Annotated in this window: 14 protein-coding genes and 2 pseudogenes; 8 read left to right on the top strand and 8 right to left on the bottom strand. The window is 69.0% G+C overall.

Annotation, left to right across the window (positions count from 1 at the left end; all coding sequences use genetic code 11):
• Positions 1–54 precede the first annotated feature (54 nt).
• The 6 genes and pseudogenes from ACOQPP_RS13505 to ACOQPP_RS13480 all read left to right on the top strand — a co-directional run bounded on the left by ACOQPP_RS13505 (position 55) and on the right by ACOQPP_RS13480 (position 6,531).
• Entirely contained in the window at positions 55–1,683 is a 1,629-nt protein-coding gene (locus ACOQPP_RS13505) for a M28 family metallopeptidase (RefSeq protein ID WP_419166167.1), read from the top strand.
• Positions 1,684–1,718: 35 nt separating this feature from the next.
• The gene (locus ACOQPP_RS13500) at positions 1,719–2,183 is read left to right on the top strand and encodes a hypothetical protein (protein ID WP_419165988.1); all 465 of its coding nucleotides are present in this window, start codon (positions 1,719–1,721) and stop codon (positions 2,181–2,183) included.
• A 23-nt stretch (positions 2,184–2,206) separates the two neighbouring features.
• The gene (locus ACOQPP_RS13495; RefSeq protein WP_419165989.1) at positions 2,207–4,333 is read left to right on the top strand and encodes a TonB-dependent receptor; all 2,127 of its coding nucleotides are present in this window, start codon (positions 2,207–2,209) and stop codon (positions 4,331–4,333) included.
• A gap of 18 nt (positions 4,334–4,351) precedes the next feature.
• A pseudogene (locus ACOQPP_RS13490) lies at positions 4,352–4,975 on the top strand (PQQ-binding-like beta-propeller repeat protein); the annotation flags it as partial.
• Positions 4,976–4,998: 23 nt separating this feature from the next.
• A pseudogene (locus ACOQPP_RS13485) lies at positions 4,999–5,055 on the top strand (hypothetical protein); the annotation flags it as partial.
• Positions 5,056–6,531: a c-type cytochrome gene (locus ACOQPP_RS13480; protein ID WP_420636735.1), complete on the top strand. Its 1,476-nt coding sequence runs from the start codon at positions 5,056–5,058 to the stop codon at positions 6,529–6,531.
• Positions 6,532–6,534: 3 nt separating this feature from the next.
• On the opposite strand, the gene ACOQPP_RS13475 is transcribed toward ACOQPP_RS13480, so the two are convergent.
• From ACOQPP_RS13475 to ACOQPP_RS13440, 8 genes are all read right to left on the bottom strand, one after another.
• Positions 6,535–6,951 carry a DUF6941 family protein gene (locus ACOQPP_RS13475; protein WP_419165991.1) on the bottom strand — a complete coding sequence of 139 codons (417 nt, stop codon included), beginning with the start codon at positions 6,949–6,951 and terminating at the stop codon, positions 6,535–6,537.
• 89 nt (positions 6,952–7,040) lie between these two features.
• Positions 7,041–7,709, bottom strand: coding sequence for a zf-TFIIB domain-containing protein (locus ACOQPP_RS13470; RefSeq protein ID WP_419165992.1), 669 nt, complete (start codon positions 7,707–7,709; stop codon positions 7,041–7,043).
• Complete coding sequence (locus ACOQPP_RS13465) at positions 7,706–8,158, bottom strand: hypothetical protein (protein WP_420636734.1); 453 nt, start codon at positions 8,156–8,158, stop codon at positions 7,706–7,708. Before ACOQPP_RS13465 ends, ACOQPP_RS13470 begins: the two co-directional genes overlap by 4 nt.
• 21 nt (positions 8,159–8,179) lie before the next feature.
• Positions 8,180–9,673 (bottom strand): sodium:solute symporter family protein, encoded by a 1,494-nt coding sequence (locus ACOQPP_RS13460; protein WP_419165994.1) that lies wholly within the window; start codon positions 9,671–9,673, stop codon positions 8,180–8,182.
• The gene (locus tag ACOQPP_RS13455) at positions 9,673–9,897 is read right to left on the bottom strand and encodes a hypothetical protein (RefSeq protein WP_419165995.1); all 225 of its coding nucleotides are present in this window, start codon (positions 9,895–9,897) and stop codon (positions 9,673–9,675) included. Before ACOQPP_RS13455 ends, ACOQPP_RS13460 begins: the two co-directional genes overlap by 1 nt.
• Before the next feature lie 27 nt (positions 9,898–9,924).
• The gene (locus tag ACOQPP_RS13450) at positions 9,925–11,043 is read right to left on the bottom strand and encodes a hypothetical protein (protein WP_419165996.1); all 1,119 of its coding nucleotides are present in this window, start codon (positions 11,041–11,043) and stop codon (positions 9,925–9,927) included.
• Between the two features lie 18 nt (positions 11,044–11,061).
• The gene (locus ACOQPP_RS13445) at positions 11,062–11,298 is read right to left on the bottom strand and encodes a hypothetical protein (RefSeq protein WP_419165997.1); all 237 of its coding nucleotides are present in this window, start codon (positions 11,296–11,298) and stop codon (positions 11,062–11,064) included.
• Positions 11,299–11,401: 103 nt separating this feature from the next.
• Positions 11,402–12,700, bottom strand: a complete 1,299-nt coding sequence (locus tag ACOQPP_RS13440; protein WP_419165998.1) for an amidohydrolase family protein — start codon at positions 12,698–12,700, stop codon at positions 11,402–11,404.
• A 133-nt stretch (positions 12,701–12,833) separates the two neighbouring features.
• Between ACOQPP_RS13440 and ACOQPP_RS13435 the strand changes: the two genes are divergently transcribed.
• Positions 12,834–13,999, top strand: a protein-coding gene (locus tag ACOQPP_RS13435) for an IS630 family transposase (protein WP_420636733.1) whose coding sequence is annotated in 2 segments (ribosomal slippage) — positions 12,834–13,266 and positions 13,266–13,999 — 1,167 coding nt in all. Because the reading frame shifts where the segments join, the coding sequence is not laid out codon by codon here.
• A gap of 75 nt (positions 14,000–14,074) precedes the next feature.
• Positions 14,075–14,620: a nuclear transport factor 2 family protein gene (locus ACOQPP_RS13430; RefSeq protein WP_419165999.1), complete on the top strand. Its 546-nt coding sequence runs from the start codon at positions 14,075–14,077 to the stop codon at positions 14,618–14,620.
• The last annotated feature ends 84 nt before the right edge of the window (positions 14,621–14,704 follow it).

The raw sequence follows: 14,704 nt of genomic DNA, 5'->3' as shown, positions 1-14,704 counted from the left end.
CGCCGAACGGCGAGACAGCTTCGCCGCGTCGCCGCGCTGTGCGGGGGACTGCTGATGGCGCCCTGGGGGTGTGCTCCGGACCCGGAAGTGCCGGCCGGCGCGCTGCGGGGGATCGATGACGCCGGGCTGAGGGAGCACATCGCGGTCCTCGCCTCGGACGAGTTCGAGGGACGCGCGCCGGTCTCCCGGGGAGAGGAACTCACGATCGCCTACCTGGCCGAGGCGTTCGGGGCCGCCGGGCTCGACCCCGGCAACGACGGGGAGTGGCTGCAGCCGGTCCCCCTCGTGTCGCTCACGGCCGATCCCGGGATGCGGCTCGCGATCTCGGGCGACGACCGCGAGGAGACGCTCGCGTACGGGACCGAGATGATGGCCTGGACGAAGCGCGTCATCGACCGCAGCGGCCTCGCGGACTCCGAACTGGTCTTCGTCGGGTACGGCATCGTCGCCCCGGAGTACGGATGGGACGACTACGCCGGGGTGGACGTGGCCGGGAAGACCGTCGTCATGCTCGTGAACGATCCGGGCTACGCGACCGGCGACCCCGCCCTCTTCAACGGCCGCGCGATGACGTACTACGGCCGCTGGACGTACAAGTTCGAGGAGGCCGGGCGGCAGGGCGCGGCGGGGGCCCTCATCATCCATGAGACGGATGCGGCGGGATACCCGTGGGAGGTTGTGGCCAGCAGTTGGTCCGGCCCCCAGTTCGGTCTCGTTGCGGAGGACGCCAACCTCTCCCGTCCGGCGGTCGAGGGCTGGCTGACGCTCGATGCCGCCGCCGCGCTGTTCGAGCGGGCGGGTCTCGACCTCGCGACGCTGGGTGTGCGGGCGGCCCGCGAGGACTTCGAGGCGATGTCTCTGGGACTCGCGGCCAGCCTCGAGATCCGCAACACGATCGAGCGCTCGATGTCGCACAACGTCGTCGGCCGCCTCGCCGGCTCCGAACATCCCGAGGAAGCCGTCGTCTACATGGCCCACTGGGACCATCTGGGGAGGGACGAGACGCTCGAAGGCGACGAGATCTACAACGGCGCGCTCGACAACGCGACCGGCGTGGCGGGCCTCATCGAGATCGCCGCGGCCTTCGGCGGCCTCGAGCGGCCGCCGGCCCGCACCGTCCTGTTCCTCGCCGTAACCGCCGAGGAACAGGGCCTCCTCGGCTCGGATCACTACGGCGAATACCCCGTCCATCCCCTCGATCGAACCGTGACCGCGATCAACATGGATGGCCTCAACACGGTGGGGCCGATGAACGACATCACGGTCGTCGGTCTCGGCAACTCCGATCTGGACGGCTACCTTGAAGCGGTCGTCTCGGCGGCGGGCCGCGTGATCCGCCCGGATCCGGAGCCGGAAAAGGGCTTTTTCTACCGCTCCGATCACTTCAACTTTGCGAAGCGGGGCGTGCCGGCCCTGTACACCGACTCCGGGATCGACCACGTGGAGCGCGGCGAGTCGTACGGCCGGCGGATGCGCGAGGCATACACGGCCGAGCGGTATCACAAGCCGACGGACGAGTACGACCCGTCCTGGGATCTGGACGGCGCCGTGGACGACCTGAGGCTGTTGTTCGAGGTGGGCTACAGGCTGGCACAAGGCGCCGAGTGGCCCAACTGGCGCGAGGGGAACGAGTTTCGCGCCGCGCGGGACCGAATGATGGACAGAGCGGGCGGGGGCGACTGACCCCGGCCCGGCATCAACGCACAGGGAGAACTCCTATGAAGAAGCGCCTGTTCATGTTGTTTGTGCCGGTCGTCGTCGCCACGCTTGTCGCGGGCTGCGGCGGAGGCGACGATCCGATGGAGCCGGAGCCGCCCGCCGTCGAGCCACCGCCCAATCTGACCGGGTCGTATGCGCTGGTGTCCCTCTCGTCTGTGCTCTCGGGTGGACTCACGCTGACGCCTCCTCTCGTATCAGGGACGTTCTCGTTGACCCAGACGTCCGTTAGCGGCGATGAGGCGACTGGCAACCTGAGTCTCACCCTGATGTATCCGGATGGGGCCGGCGGTACTTCGACCATTATGGATGAGGGAACCTTCGTGATTCGCACTGATGGATCGTGGGAGCAGACCGGCAACCTGCAGCAGGGTCGTGGCACCTATTCGCTGGCGGGTAACGTCCTCACTGTCATGGTAACGGAGCCCCCGGCCGCCGTCTCGACTACAGTTTGGCAGCGGCAATAGCGGCCGGCTTTCGCCGTTGTGTTGTGACCGGCGCGGCGCTCGCCGTCTTTCTGGCGAGCGCCCCGCTGGGCGCCCAGGTCCGGGACGCGGTGCGCGGCACCGTCCTGGATGCCGAGACCGATCTGCCGATCGTCGGGGCCACCGTGTTCATCCGCAATACGCCGTTGCGGGCCACGACCCGGGCCGATGGAAGCTTCACCATCGTGTCGCCGTCCCGGGGCACCTTTTCGCTGATCGTCATCGCTCCGGGCTTCCGCAGCGAGGAACGCCGGCTGCAGGGCGGTGCAGCCGCCGATCTTCGGATCCTGCTCGAGCACCGGATGTTCCATGTGCCCGAACTGACCGTCACGGCGAGCCGCACCGTCGCCCAGCCCGGCGAGGCTCCCGTGAGCGTCGCCGTCATGAGCGGTCAGGAACTCCTCAGCCGCGACATCGTGACCCTCGACGAGGCGCTCCCCTTCGCCCAGGGCGTGATCTTCAACTCCGGCCAGATGGACATCCGCGGCGCCACAGGACTTGCGCGGGGCGTCGGAAGCCGGGTGCTCATGCTGCTGGACGGCCACCGCGTGTTGTCCGGCGTGGGCGCCTCGATCGATTTCAGCGGTCTCCCGGTGCTGGACGTGGACCAGATCGAGATCGTGAAGGGCCCGCATTCCACGCTGTGGGGCACGAACGCGCTGGGTGGCGTCGTGAACGTGATCACGAAACGCCCCCCCGCGGAACCCGAGACGATCGTGCGCGGATATTACGGGCTCTTCGACACTCCGTCCTCGCACTCGTTCACGGATGAGAGTCTGAGCCGGGAGGGGATCGCCCTCCAGCACTCCCGCCGTCTCGGCGACGTGGGCACGACCCTTTACCTCGCGCGCGAGGGGTCCGACGGATTCCGGCAGAACGGGGAACTCAGCCGCTCACGAATGCGGCTCAAGACCGTCTTCCCCGCGGACTCCCCCAATCCGTGGGAAGTCTTCGTCAACTGGACTCGGAGGGACGAAGAGGAGTTCTTCACCTGGCTTTCGGCGGATCGTCCGCTCGAAGTCGACCCGACGGAACTCGGCGACTGGATACGGACGGACGACGTCGTGTTCGGGGTGACGGCGAATCCGATCGTAACGCCGACCTTCCGCCTGCAGCTGCGGCCGCACATCTACCACGCGCGGTCCCAGAATCACTTCCACGACAATGAGGACTTCCACCGCTCGACGCGGGTCGGCACCGATGTGCAATGGTCCCTCTTCCCCAATCGGTCGCACGCCCTGACCATCGGGGGGGAAGGCGCGTGGACCGGCGTGACCTCGAATTTCCTCGACCCCGCGCCCGACGTCACGGACCTCGCGGTGTTCGCGCAGGATGAGATCACGTTCTCCGACCGGGTTCGCGGCTCCGCCGGACTGAGGCTCGACTACCACGAAGCCTCCGCGGCCATGGAGGATCTGGTGCTCAACCCGAAGCTCGGTGTCGTCTTCGAGGCGAGCGAGCGAGTGAGTCTCAGGACATCCTTCAGCCGCGGCTACCGGGCGCCGAGCGTGTCCGAGCAGTTCACGTCCACCACCCAGTTCGGGTTCCGGGTCGTCCCCAATCTCGAGCTGCGGGGAGAGTCCGCCTGGGCCGGCGAGGTGGGCGCGACGGTCAGCCTGAGCGACCGCGTGTGGGTGGATGCCGGCTTCTTCCGGAGCGACTACACGGATCTCATCGAGCCGTCTCCGGCGCCGGACCAATTCTTCACCTTCCAGTTCCGCAACGTCGCCGACGCCATGGTGCGGGGCGTCGACGCGGGACTGCGCGTCGGGGTGATCCCGAGCCGTCTCGACGTCAGCACCAGCTATACGTTCCTCGATACGGAGGATCACGGGACCGGCCGTGCGCTGCCCTACCGCTCGCGCCACAACTTCACGGCGACGGTCTCGGGCTGGCGCCAACTCGTCGCGATCGACTTCCGCTATCGGACCCGCGTGGAGCAGGTCCTCGCCTTCCCGCTGGACGACCGGGGATCGATCACCCTCGTCGACGTACGCATGCACACCCGGCTTCTGGGAACGGACATACAGGCGAAGATCGAGAACCTGTTTCAGGCGAAGTACGTGGACGTGCAGGAGCGGAGCCCGGGACCGACCCGAAGCTTCCGGCTCACCGTAACCCCCCGCTTCTGACGGACTGCTCCGATCCCCGTGGAGGGCCGCGCTCCAGTCTCCCACCCGCTCGCCGCCGCGGTCCTCGCGGCCCTGGCCGTGACGGGCTGCGAGCCGAGGCCCGACGGCTCCGCGGCCGGGGGCGTCGATCGGGACCGCTTGCTCGCGACCGACACGGTGGCGGCGGAATGGCTGACCTCCGGCCGCGACTTCGGCGAGACGCGCTATTCCCCGCTCGGGCGCATCCACGTCATGAACGCGGCCGCGGTCGGGCTCGCGTGGGAGTACGAGTGGCGTTCGCACGTCGGCAGCGTGCACTGGGGGCTCGAGGCGACCCCTGTCGTCGCGGACGGCGTAATGTACGCACCCGGGCCGTGGGGGAGCGTCGCCGCCCTCGACATGACGACGGGGGAAACGGTCTGGCGATACGACCCCGTCGTCGATCCGAGCTACAGCAGGAAGGGCTGCTGCGGTCCCATCAACCGGGGCCTCGAGGTGTGGGAGGGCCGCATCTTCGTCGGCACCTTTGACGGGTACCTGGTGGCGCTCGACGCGGCGACGGGCGAGGAAATCTGGCGCGTCGACACCTTCCTCGACCGCTCGCTCTCCTACACGAGCACCGGTTCCCCGCAGATCGCCGGCGACGTCGTCGTCCTCGGCAACGCGGGCGGGGACTTCGGCGTGAGGGGTACATTACCGCCTACGACCTCGAGACGGGTGAAGAGAGGTGGCGCTTCTTCACCGTGCCCGGGAACCCGGCGGACGGTTCCGAGCATCCCGAACTGGAGGTCGCCGCTGAGACGTGGGACCCGAACTCCGCCTGGGAGGGCGGTCTCGGGGGCACGGTATGGGGGGAGATGGCCTACGACCCGGTCCTCGACCTCCTCTACGTGGGGACGGGGAACTCCTATCCCTATCCGATCTGGCACCGGAGCCCTTCCGGCGGCGACAACCTGTACCTCGTCTCGATCCTCGCGATCGACCCGAAGAGCGGGCGGCTCGTGTGGCACTACCAGACGGTGCCCGCCGAGATCTGGGACTACACGGCGACCCAGAACATCATCCTGAGCACCGTCATGATCGATGGCCAACCGCGAGAGGTTCTCCTCCAGGCGCCGAAGAACGGCTTCTTCTACGTGCTGGACCGCGCCACGGGAGAGTTGCTGCGGGCGGAGAACTTCGTCACGGTGAACTGGACGCTCGGGATCGACATGGAGACGGGCCGGCCCGTCCCGAACCCCGCCGCGGACTACCGGGACGAGCCCCGGGTCGTCTTTCCGTCCTCGGCCGGTGGGCACAACTGGCAGCCGATGTCGTTCAACCCGGAGACCGGCATCGCCTACATTCCGGCCCGTGAACAGGCCATGCTGTGGCGTTCGCTGGACGAGTTCGACCACCGTCCCGAGGTGGCGTACGAGGGGTTCGAGGCGAGCTGGCCCCCGTTCCCGGGGGAGTACGCGCACCTCGCCGAGGGCCTCCCCGACATCGGACCCAACGAGTTCCTCCTCGCGTGGGATCCCGTCGCGGGTCGCGAGCTGTGGCGGGTTCCGCGGGGAAGCATGTGGAACGGCGGCACGCTGGTCACGGCCGGGAACCTCGTCATCCAGGGGACCGCCGCCGGCACGCTCGACTTCCACCAGGCCGACGGCGGGGAACGCCTCCACAGCATCCATCTCGGCAGCGGCGTGATGGCGGGACCCATGACGTACGAGGTCGACGGCGTGCAGTACATTGCGGTCATGGCGGGCTACGGAGGGCCGCGGGGGTCGGCCTATCCGCTCGGCTCGGCGGCGTACGACTACGAGAGCACGGGACGGCTGCTGGTGTTCAGACTCGACGGCGGGGAGGTACCGCTACCTTCCGCGCAGATCACGCCCGCGACGCCGGAACCGCCGGATCTCTCGCTCGACGCGGCCCGCGTCCGACGGGGGGCGGAACTCTTCGGCGTCTACTGCAGCATCTGCCACCGGGCCTCGGACGAACACCTCTCCGCCTATCCCGATCTCCGCAGGATGGATGGCGGCGCGTGGGAGAGCTTCGACGCCGTGGTCCTGGGCGGCGCGCTGGCCGTGAACGGCATGGCCGGCTTCGGCGACCTGCTCACGATGGAGGACGTGACCGCCATCCGGCACTACCTGACGAGCGAACAGCGCCGCCTGTGGGAAGCGGAGTCAGCCGCCGCCGCCGCGCCGGACGCCGGGGCTGTTCCGGGCCGCTGACCCTCAGTCGGCCGCCGGCCGCGCGCGCTGCTCGGCCTTCGCGACCTCGAATTCGAGCGTCTCCTTGAGGTCCCGGTTGACGAAGATCGAGACCGTGTGCCCCCCGTACTTCTGGAAGGTCAGGTTGTTGATCCCCACGACGTGATTGAACGTGGCCGCCCGTCCCGGCAGGGCCTGGACCGAGAACCCGCCCTTGACCTTGAACAGCTCCTCGCCATCCGCGTCCATGCAGCGGATTTCCAGCTCGTGCTGCCGGTCGATCTCGGCGGGTTCGACCCGGATCCTGAGCACCAGCTGCATCGACGGGTGGGTCACGGGCACGTTCGCCGCGTAGAGCGTGTCGAACAGCCCCATCAGGTTGAGTTTGCCGTCGTTCGACGTATTGGCGCAGTCGGCCAGCGTGGCCAGTACGATTTCCATTTCGTTGTGTCTCCCGGAGGGGTGCGTGTCAGGTCGGAGCGGACCCGGATTCTATCAGCCGGGGCCGTCGGGCGAACCCGGAGCCTGCGTCAGCCGAAGATGCCGGCCACGATCTCGACGATGGTCTCGAACACGCTGGCCGCGGCCTCCCCGGCGGCCTCGAGCACGGCCGGAGCGGCTTCCGCCGCGGCCGCCACCGCGTGCCCGGCGACGTGCGCCCCCACGAAGACGAGTTCCGGCGCCCAGAAGAGGGTCTCGAGGAGGATCTCCGAGCCTGTCTCCGCGCCGCGCGCGGGGCTCCCGCCCTTCCCGCGCCTCGCGACGACCCGGTCTCGTTCCAGCGCCCAGATCGCCTCGAGTTCGTGGTGGTCGAACCACACGCCCTTGCACCGCTTGCAGACGTCCAGCGTCAAATCGGACTGTCGGAGCTGGAGCATCGTGGTATCGCAGGCGGGACAGTTCAGCCGGGCCTTCGCGCCGCACGCCCCGCACCGGGCCGCGTCGCGGTCCACGAACGCGCGGCACGCGTGACACTGGGCCCGGTGCCGCTCGTCGCGGGCCGGGATCCGCGCCCACAGAGACTCGGGCCGCTCCGCGCGGAGCCGCTGCACCTCACCCAACTCGAACCACATGCCTCCGCAGCGGGCACAGTGGTCGAGTGTGAGCGCGCCCTCGCCGCCTCGGCCCCCCGCTCCCAGCGAAGCCTTCTCCATCTTCACCCCGAGACAGACGGGGCACGGCCAGCGCGTCTCGCTCACGACTCCAGCAGTCCGCGGGCCGACTCCTTCTCGGACAGGTGTCGTACGTCGGGGAAGGTGTAGACGAGCAGACCCGAGTCGGTGATCTCGATGTCGGCCATTTCCCGCGCCATCAGCTCGTTCAGCAGTTCCTCGGCCGTCGTCGTCGGAACCGCCAGTTCGCCCGCGACTTCGACTGCGGTGAGCCGCCCGTCGTGCCGCCCCGCCATCCGCAGGATCTCGGCCTCGAGCGTGTCGCGGCGCAGTTCCTCGCGCCGGCCTTCGATCCGGCGTCCGACTCCGAAGTGGCGCGCCAGCAGCCAGACGCCCCCCGCCGCCGGCAGCCCGGCCGCGATGAGGAGCGCCACCATCGTGCGGAGCGCCAACGGGTCGACGTCGGCGCGCACGAAGCCGAGCACCATGGACAGCGCCAGCGACAGGAGGGCGAGACCTCCCACGAGCTTGCCCACCGTATCAGCCTCCGAGCGCGGTCACGCGGGATCGCCTTCGTACACGAAGCGCTCGATCGCGCCGTGGATCCGCGACACCGTGGGGTCACTCGGTGCGGGCGTGAGCCGGCTCACGACCCAGGTCACGACGAAGTTCACCGCCAGTCCCCACACGCCGCCGTGCAGTCCGAGGGGATGCGGTACGATGATGAGCGTCACGCAGAGAGTCGCCAGGCCCGCGGAGATGCCCGCGATCACGCCCCGGCTCGTCGTCAGGCGGCGTCCCGGGAAGCAGACCCCGAGTACCGCCGGCATCAGTTGCAGCGCGCCGGCACCCGAGAGTGAGACGAGCGTGACGAGGAAACCGAACGTGTTCACCGAGAGGACATATCCAACGGCGAGCAGGGCGACGACGATGAGTCGACCCACGAGGATATAGTGGTTCTGAGCAGCGTCCGTGCGGATGTAGCGCTGGTACACGTCGCGCGTGAGCACGGTCATGTTCGCGTGCAGCATGGAGTCGAGCGTGGACATCGCCGCGGCCGTCGCGCCCGCGAGGATCGCGCCGGTGAGCCAGGCCGGAGCATAGGCGACCAGCATCTCGGGGAAGATCCGATCGGGAATCGCGATGTCCGGCATCACCAGCGCGCCGCCCAGACCCACCAGCGCCGCGGGGATGTACAGGGTCATCAGGTAGATGGGCGTGGTGGCGCCGAGCCACTTGATCGTGCGCGCCGAGACCGCCGTGTAGTAGCGGATGAACAGGTGCGGCTGGAAGACGATCCCGAACGAGAGGACGACGACCATGCCGAACCACATCCCCGGCGTGAAGAACCCCTCGGGCCCCGGAAGCGTGAGGAGATCGGGGCGCTCCGCCGCCACGCGCTTCCATAGCTGGATCGGCCCGCCGAACAGCTTGAATGCGAGCACCAGCGCGCCCGCCCACACAGCGACGTACATCCACACGCCCTGGATCACGTCGGTCCAGTAGACCGCCCGCAGACCGCCCGCGATGAGGTAGCCCGCGGCGACCACCAGAAGGATCAGCGTGCCGAGTTCGAACGAGATCCGGTCGCCGGACGCGACCGAAAGGATGTAGCCGAGTCCCGCCGCCTGGACCTGGATGTAGAGGATGGTGAACAGCACCGACACGATGGCCGCCACGACCCGAACCGCATCGGACTCGTAGAAGTCCGCCAGCAGATCGGCCGGCGTGATATAGCCGAACGTCTTGCCGAGCGCCCAGATCCGGCTTCCGAGCACGTAAGTGATCGCGCCGACGAGCACCGTCCACGCGCCCGCGGCCCAGAACCCGATGCCGTGCGTGTAGAAGAACCCGCCCGATCCGAGGAAGGCGAACGCCGAGTGATAGGTGGCGACGACCGTCAGATAGAGGACGATGAACCCGGCCTTGCGCCCGTAGAGGAGGAAATCCTCGAGGTCCACCGACATGCGCCGGTTCGCGACTGCCCCCAGCACGATCGTGGCCAGGAGATAGACGAAGATGAGTCCGGTCGCGATGACCCAGGGTTCCATCAGAGTTCGCGCCTCATCATCCAGACGAGGACCCCGATGAGGAGGCAGTAGAAGACGAGAAGATAGACGTAGAGAAATGGCAGCCCGCCCAGCAACGGCTCGACGCGGTTACCGATCCAGAACACGAGTGGCGGCTGAGTGAACGCGAACAGGCCCAGGAAGACGGCGAGAATCAGCCGACCCGTTCGAGTGCGCGGCAGATAGTGCGACCGGAAGCGTTGCATGGGCCGCAACCTAGCCATCGCGAGGCATCAGCGGCCAGCGTCCTCCTCTCCGACGATGGTCACGTCGAAGCGGTCCAGCACGAGGTCGACCGGGTTGCCGATCGTGAGCCGCCCGTCGCCGGCGAAGAGCAGCGCGACCGGCTTGCGGTCGTCCGTTCCCGCGTTGCCGTCGCGGTCCAGATCGCGTGCGACGATCAGCGAGCCCGAGTCGCCCCCCGCGCTGAAATTGCAGCACACCATGATCTGACCGGTGAAGCGGCCCACCTGCGATCCGGCCGACCCGTACGTCACGTTGACCGACGCATTGACCGCCTCCACCTCCCCGACCGTGAGGCGCGTCGTGCGCCCGTACTTCTGGACCTGCAGCCCCGGCTTCGCCGCCATCGTCACGCTGCGCGGCGACCCATAGCCCCCCACCGGCGTCTCCGGCAGCACCTCGTCCGTGCGGGCGATCGCGGCGTCGATCCGGTTGGTGGCGAAGAGCGACAGGACCACCGGCTCGAACGCCGCCAGCGTGCCGATCGCGTCGGCCGGATCCGCGCCGCCGTCGACGGGGCCCGGTTGCAGCAGGATGTCGCCCACCCGCGCGTCCCCGCCGGGAACGAATACGTGCCAGTTGCTGAGTGCGTAGCGGCGCTCGCCATCGGTCACGACGGCGCCGATCGTGCCCGCCGTCGAGCGGGTGTGACCCGTGGACACCCCCATCGGAACCGGCCGCTCGAAGCGGCCCGTCGGCACCGGACCCTCATCCTCCTCGACCGCGAAGGGCTCCGGGGGCAGGACATGGAAGGGTCCCGCCGGCTGCACCGAGACCGGGAAGCTCCCCAGTTCCCGCGGGAACGCCACCGGCGGCATCGACGAGTCGACGAAGACCTTGATCGTCGGCGTGCCGGCGTCGGTGAAGCCGATCCCGACGCCGACCACGCCCGGAAGCGCGAACAGGCTCGGTTCGAAGTCGGTCTGGACCCGCATGGCCGCGCTCAGAAGCCCCTCGGGTGTCGCAACGGCCGGGGGACGGGGTGGGCGCGGGACGGGCCGCGGCGGTGGCCCGGGCGCCCAGAAGGTCGAGATCCAGTGGAGGTGCAGCGCGAGGACCGCGGCCACCGCGATCACGATCGCGAGGATCAGGTTTCGGCGAGGCGTCATCGTTCGTCCCCCCGGCGGCTATCGGCTGCCGGCCGCGGGGCCGTCGGCCTGTGCCCGGAACGGACCGCCACCGACCACGCGCACCCGGTGTCCATCGTACCGGCGGGGGATCGACCTGCGGTCGCCGCGCCCCGAGACGTACACCTTGAGGCAGGGCTCGCCGTTGTCGGCCCCGATGCCGACGGCGACAACGTCGCGACGGCGGAGCAAATCGTTCGCGAGCCGCTCCTGCGCCTGCTCGATCGACCGCTTCATGCATCTCCTTCCGGTTGCCGTTGGGCTTCGCGGCTTCAGCCGAAGCCGGCCATCGCCGCAACCCTCTACGAGGGATCCTACCGTCGGGTGTCGCCCGGGATCCCTACATCGGCCGGTGCCGGTAGACGACCCCGCCGCGCATGACCAGCACGACATGTTCGAGGGCCCCGATGTCGGCCAGCGGATTCCCCGCCACCGCGATCACGTCGGCCTCGAAGCCCGCCGCGAGCGTGCCCACGCTTTCGTCCAGTTCGATCGCCTCCGCCGCGAGGCTCGTGGCCGAGACGATCGCCGCCATCGGATCCTGACCGCCCTCTCGGACGCGGTAGGCCAGTTCCGTCCAGTTGCGCCCGTGGGCCCCGGCCACGGCGTCGGTCCCGAACACGATCTCGAGTCCCTCCACCTGAAGCGCCTCGCGGAAGACGCCCAGCGCGGTCGGCACCGCCTCGCGCATCTGCCGGAACCCCTCCTCCGTGTAGTTGCCGATCCCCAGGTAACGTTCCTGGTTGGCGAAGTAGTTCTCGAAGATCAGGTGAATGTGCGGGTCGTAGAAGAGGCCCCGTTCCGAGAGGAGGTCGAGCGTCTCGCGGTCCAGGAGCGCGCCGTGCTCGATCTGCCAGCAGCCGGCCCGGGCGGAGCGCTGCGCGCTCTCGGGCCCGTGGGCGTGGACGACGGCGCGCAGGCCGTGCTCGCGGGCCTGGCCACAGGCGGCGTCCAGCTGTTCCTGGCTCAGCGTCGGCGCGCCGCCGACCCGGATGCTGGCGGACCCGAAGATCTTGATGACGTCCGCGCCCGCCTCCGCCAGCGCGTCCACGCGCGTCCGGATCTCGTCCGGTCCGCCCGTCCCGGCCGTAATGGGCGCGATCGACGTCAGGACCCGAGGGCCCGGCAGCGACCCCCGCGCGATCGCATCCCGGAGCGGCACGTCCTCGGGTCCGCCCACGCTCTGCACCGTGGTGACGCCGCTGGACAGCATGTTCCATGCGTTCTCGGCCGCGTAGAGGATCTCGTCCTCCGCCGTGTCGGTCGATTCGGCGCCGTGCAGCCGGCCCGTCTCCGCGTCGAAGTGCCAGCCGAGGTGGACGTGCGTATCGATGAGCCCCGGCAGCAGCGTCGCACCCGGCAGGTCATACACCACCGCACCCCGCGTGGCCCCCGCCTCCGCGATCGCCTCGATCCGCCCCCCGCGCACCACCACCTCCCGACCCGTGTACGCCTCGCCCCGCCCGTCCAGGATGCGGTCCGCCCGGAGGACGATCGCCGCGGCGGCGGCCTTGCCGGCACCCGACCCCGACGCGGCCTCGCCGGTGTCCGGCGCGCATGCGGTCACCGCGCAGATGATGGCGGCGCAGCCGGCCGCGGCCCGCGTCGTCCTCCGCCGCGCGAGTCCGTATGGATTCATGGCTACCTCCGGTTCCCGGGTTCGGGTCGACCGCGGAGCGACCCAACGCGACAGACTAGTGTCATGTCACACGTGATATGTCGTAAGGATCGTGATAGACTTCTTGCCGGTTCACGATGGCGGGGAGGCTGGCATGAAACGGTATTCGGTGGAGTTGGAAGCGGGGGAGCGCGAGGCGTTGGCGGCGATGACACGCAAGGGTTCGCATCGTTCGCGGAAGGTGATCAACGCGCTGGTTCTGCTCAATTGCGACGAGGGCGAGTTCAACGAGCGGCGCACGACCGGCGGGGCGATCGCCGGGGTGTTGCGGATCAGCGCGCGCAGGGTGGACCGGGTCAAGAAGCGGTTTGTGGAGGACGGTCTGGATGCGGCGCTTGGGGGCCGGCAGGGTCGTCGCGCGAAATACCTTCGCAAGGCGGACGGCGAATTCGAGGCGCGGCTGGTCGCGCTCAGTTGCGGCGATCCGCCCGAGGGGCGCGCGCAGTGGTCGCTGCGCCTGTTGGCGGACCGCGCGGTGGAACTTGGCTATATCGACAGCGTCTCGCACGAGACGGTGCGGCGGGTGCTAAAAAAAACGCCCTCAAACCGTGGCGGCGCGTCGGCTGGGTGATCCCGCCGCGGCGCAATGCCGACTTCGCAGCGGGCATGGAGCGGGTGCTCGACGTCTACCGGCGTCCGTACGATGCGAACTTCCCGGTGGTGTGCATGGACGAGACGCCGCGCCAGCTGATCGGCGAGACGCGCACGCCCGTCCCGCCGGCACCGGGGCGGGCGGCCCGCGAAGACTACGAGTACCGGCGCCTCGGCACCTGCAACGTGTTCATGGCCACCGAACCACTGGCCGGCCGACGCCAGACCAAGGTGACCGAGCGCAGGACCAAAACCGACTGGGCCCGCTTCCTGCGCGACATCGCCGCGCAGTACCCCGACGCCACCCGAATCACGCTGGTGATGGACAACCTCAACACGCACCGCCCCGGCGCGCTCTACGAAACCTTCGAACCCGCCGAGGCCAAGGCGCTTTGGGATCGCTTCGAGTTCGTCCATACTCCCAAGCACGGCAGTTGGCTGAATGTCGCCGAGGTCGAACTCAACGTCATGATCCGCCAATGCCTCAATCGCCGCATCGACTCCATCGACACCCTACGCGCCGAAGTCGCCGCCTGGCAGGCGGCCAGAGACCGAATCCAAGCCAAGGTCAACTGGCAATTCACCACGGACGACGCACGTGTCAAGCTCAAGCGTCTCTATCCGACGTTTGATGACGTGACACTAGTTGCTCGTGCGCGGCTCAGGTAGGATCACGCAGGGTGGGTACACGAACGAAGCCCGAACACCCCACCCCCTCTGACCCGACACACTCATGAGGAACTCATGCTGAAGACCGTACGCGCGGCCCGCCGGCCGCCCCTCGCACTACGGCTCGCGCCGACGATCGTACCGCTGCTCATGCTGCGGTTCGCCGCGGCGGGACTCGCCGCCCAATCGGCCGCGGTCGAAGAGAGCCGCGCCCGCGCCGACGTTTCGGCCGTCCTCGACGCGCTCCACGAGGCGGCCTCCGAGGCGGATTTCGACGGCTACTTCAGCCTTTACGCCGGCGAGGCCGTCTTCCTCGGCACCGACGCCACCGAGCGCTGGACGCGCGAGGCGTTCATGGACTACACGAGGGCCCGCTTCGAGACCGGCACCGGCTGGACGTACCACATGCTCGAGCGTCACGTCTCCATCGCCCCCAACGGCCGCACGGCCTGGTTCGACGAGCGTCTCGAGAACGCCAACCTGGGGGAGACACGCGGCAGCGGCGTGCTCGTGCTGGAGGACGGGCGCTGGAAGATCGCCCAGTACAACCTCACGATCCCCATCCCGAACGAAATGGCCCGCGAGGTCGCTCGACGAATCCGCGCCCTGAAGGGCGGCTGAGCGTCAGCGGCGGCTGAGCGTGAGCGGCGGGCCACCAGCGCGCCGGTCGCGTCGATCGTCACCTCCAGCGGGGTCGTCGGGCCG

Source organism: Candidatus Palauibacter sp., assembly GCF_965222475.1.
Lineage (GTDB): Bacteria > Gemmatimonadota > Gemmatimonadetes > Palauibacterales > Palauibacteraceae > Palauibacter.
Note: the sequence above shows the minus strand (reverse complement) of the source record. Positions and strands in the feature narration are given on the sequence as shown.

Bases quoted from the DNA above. Each gene is read 5' to 3' on its own strand.
- ACOQPP_RS13505 (WP_419166167.1), top strand. From the start codon at position 55: ATGGCGCCCTGGGGGTGTGCTCCGGACCCGGAAGTGCCGGCCGGCGCG.
- ACOQPP_RS13500 (WP_419165988.1), top strand. From the start codon at position 1,719: ATGAAGAAGCGCCTGTTCATGTTGTTTGTGCCGGTCGTCGTCGCCACG.
- ACOQPP_RS13475 (WP_419165991.1), bottom strand. From the start codon at position 6,951: ATGGAAATCGTACTGGCCACGCTGGCCGACTGCGCCAATACGTCGAAC.
- ACOQPP_RS13460 (WP_419165994.1), bottom strand. From the start codon at position 9,673: ATGGAACCCTGGGTCATCGCGACCGGACTCATCTTCGTCTATCTCCTG.
- ACOQPP_RS13455 (WP_419165995.1), bottom strand. From the start codon at position 9,897: ATGCAACGCTTCCGGTCGCACTATCTGCCGCGCACTCGAACGGGTCGG.
- ACOQPP_RS13450 (WP_419165996.1), bottom strand. From the start codon at position 11,043: ATGACGCCTCGCCGAAACCTGATCCTCGCGATCGTGATCGCGGTGGCC.
- ACOQPP_RS13445 (WP_419165997.1), bottom strand. From the start codon at position 11,298: ATGAAGCGGTCGATCGAGCAGGCGCAGGAGCGGCTCGCGAACGATTTG.
- ACOQPP_RS13440 (WP_419165998.1), bottom strand. From the start codon at position 12,700: ATGAATCCATACGGACTCGCGCGGCGGAGGACGACGCGGGCCGCGGCC.
- ACOQPP_RS13430 (WP_419165999.1), top strand. From the start codon at position 14,075: ATGCTGAAGACCGTACGCGCGGCCCGCCGGCCGCCCCTCGCACTACGG.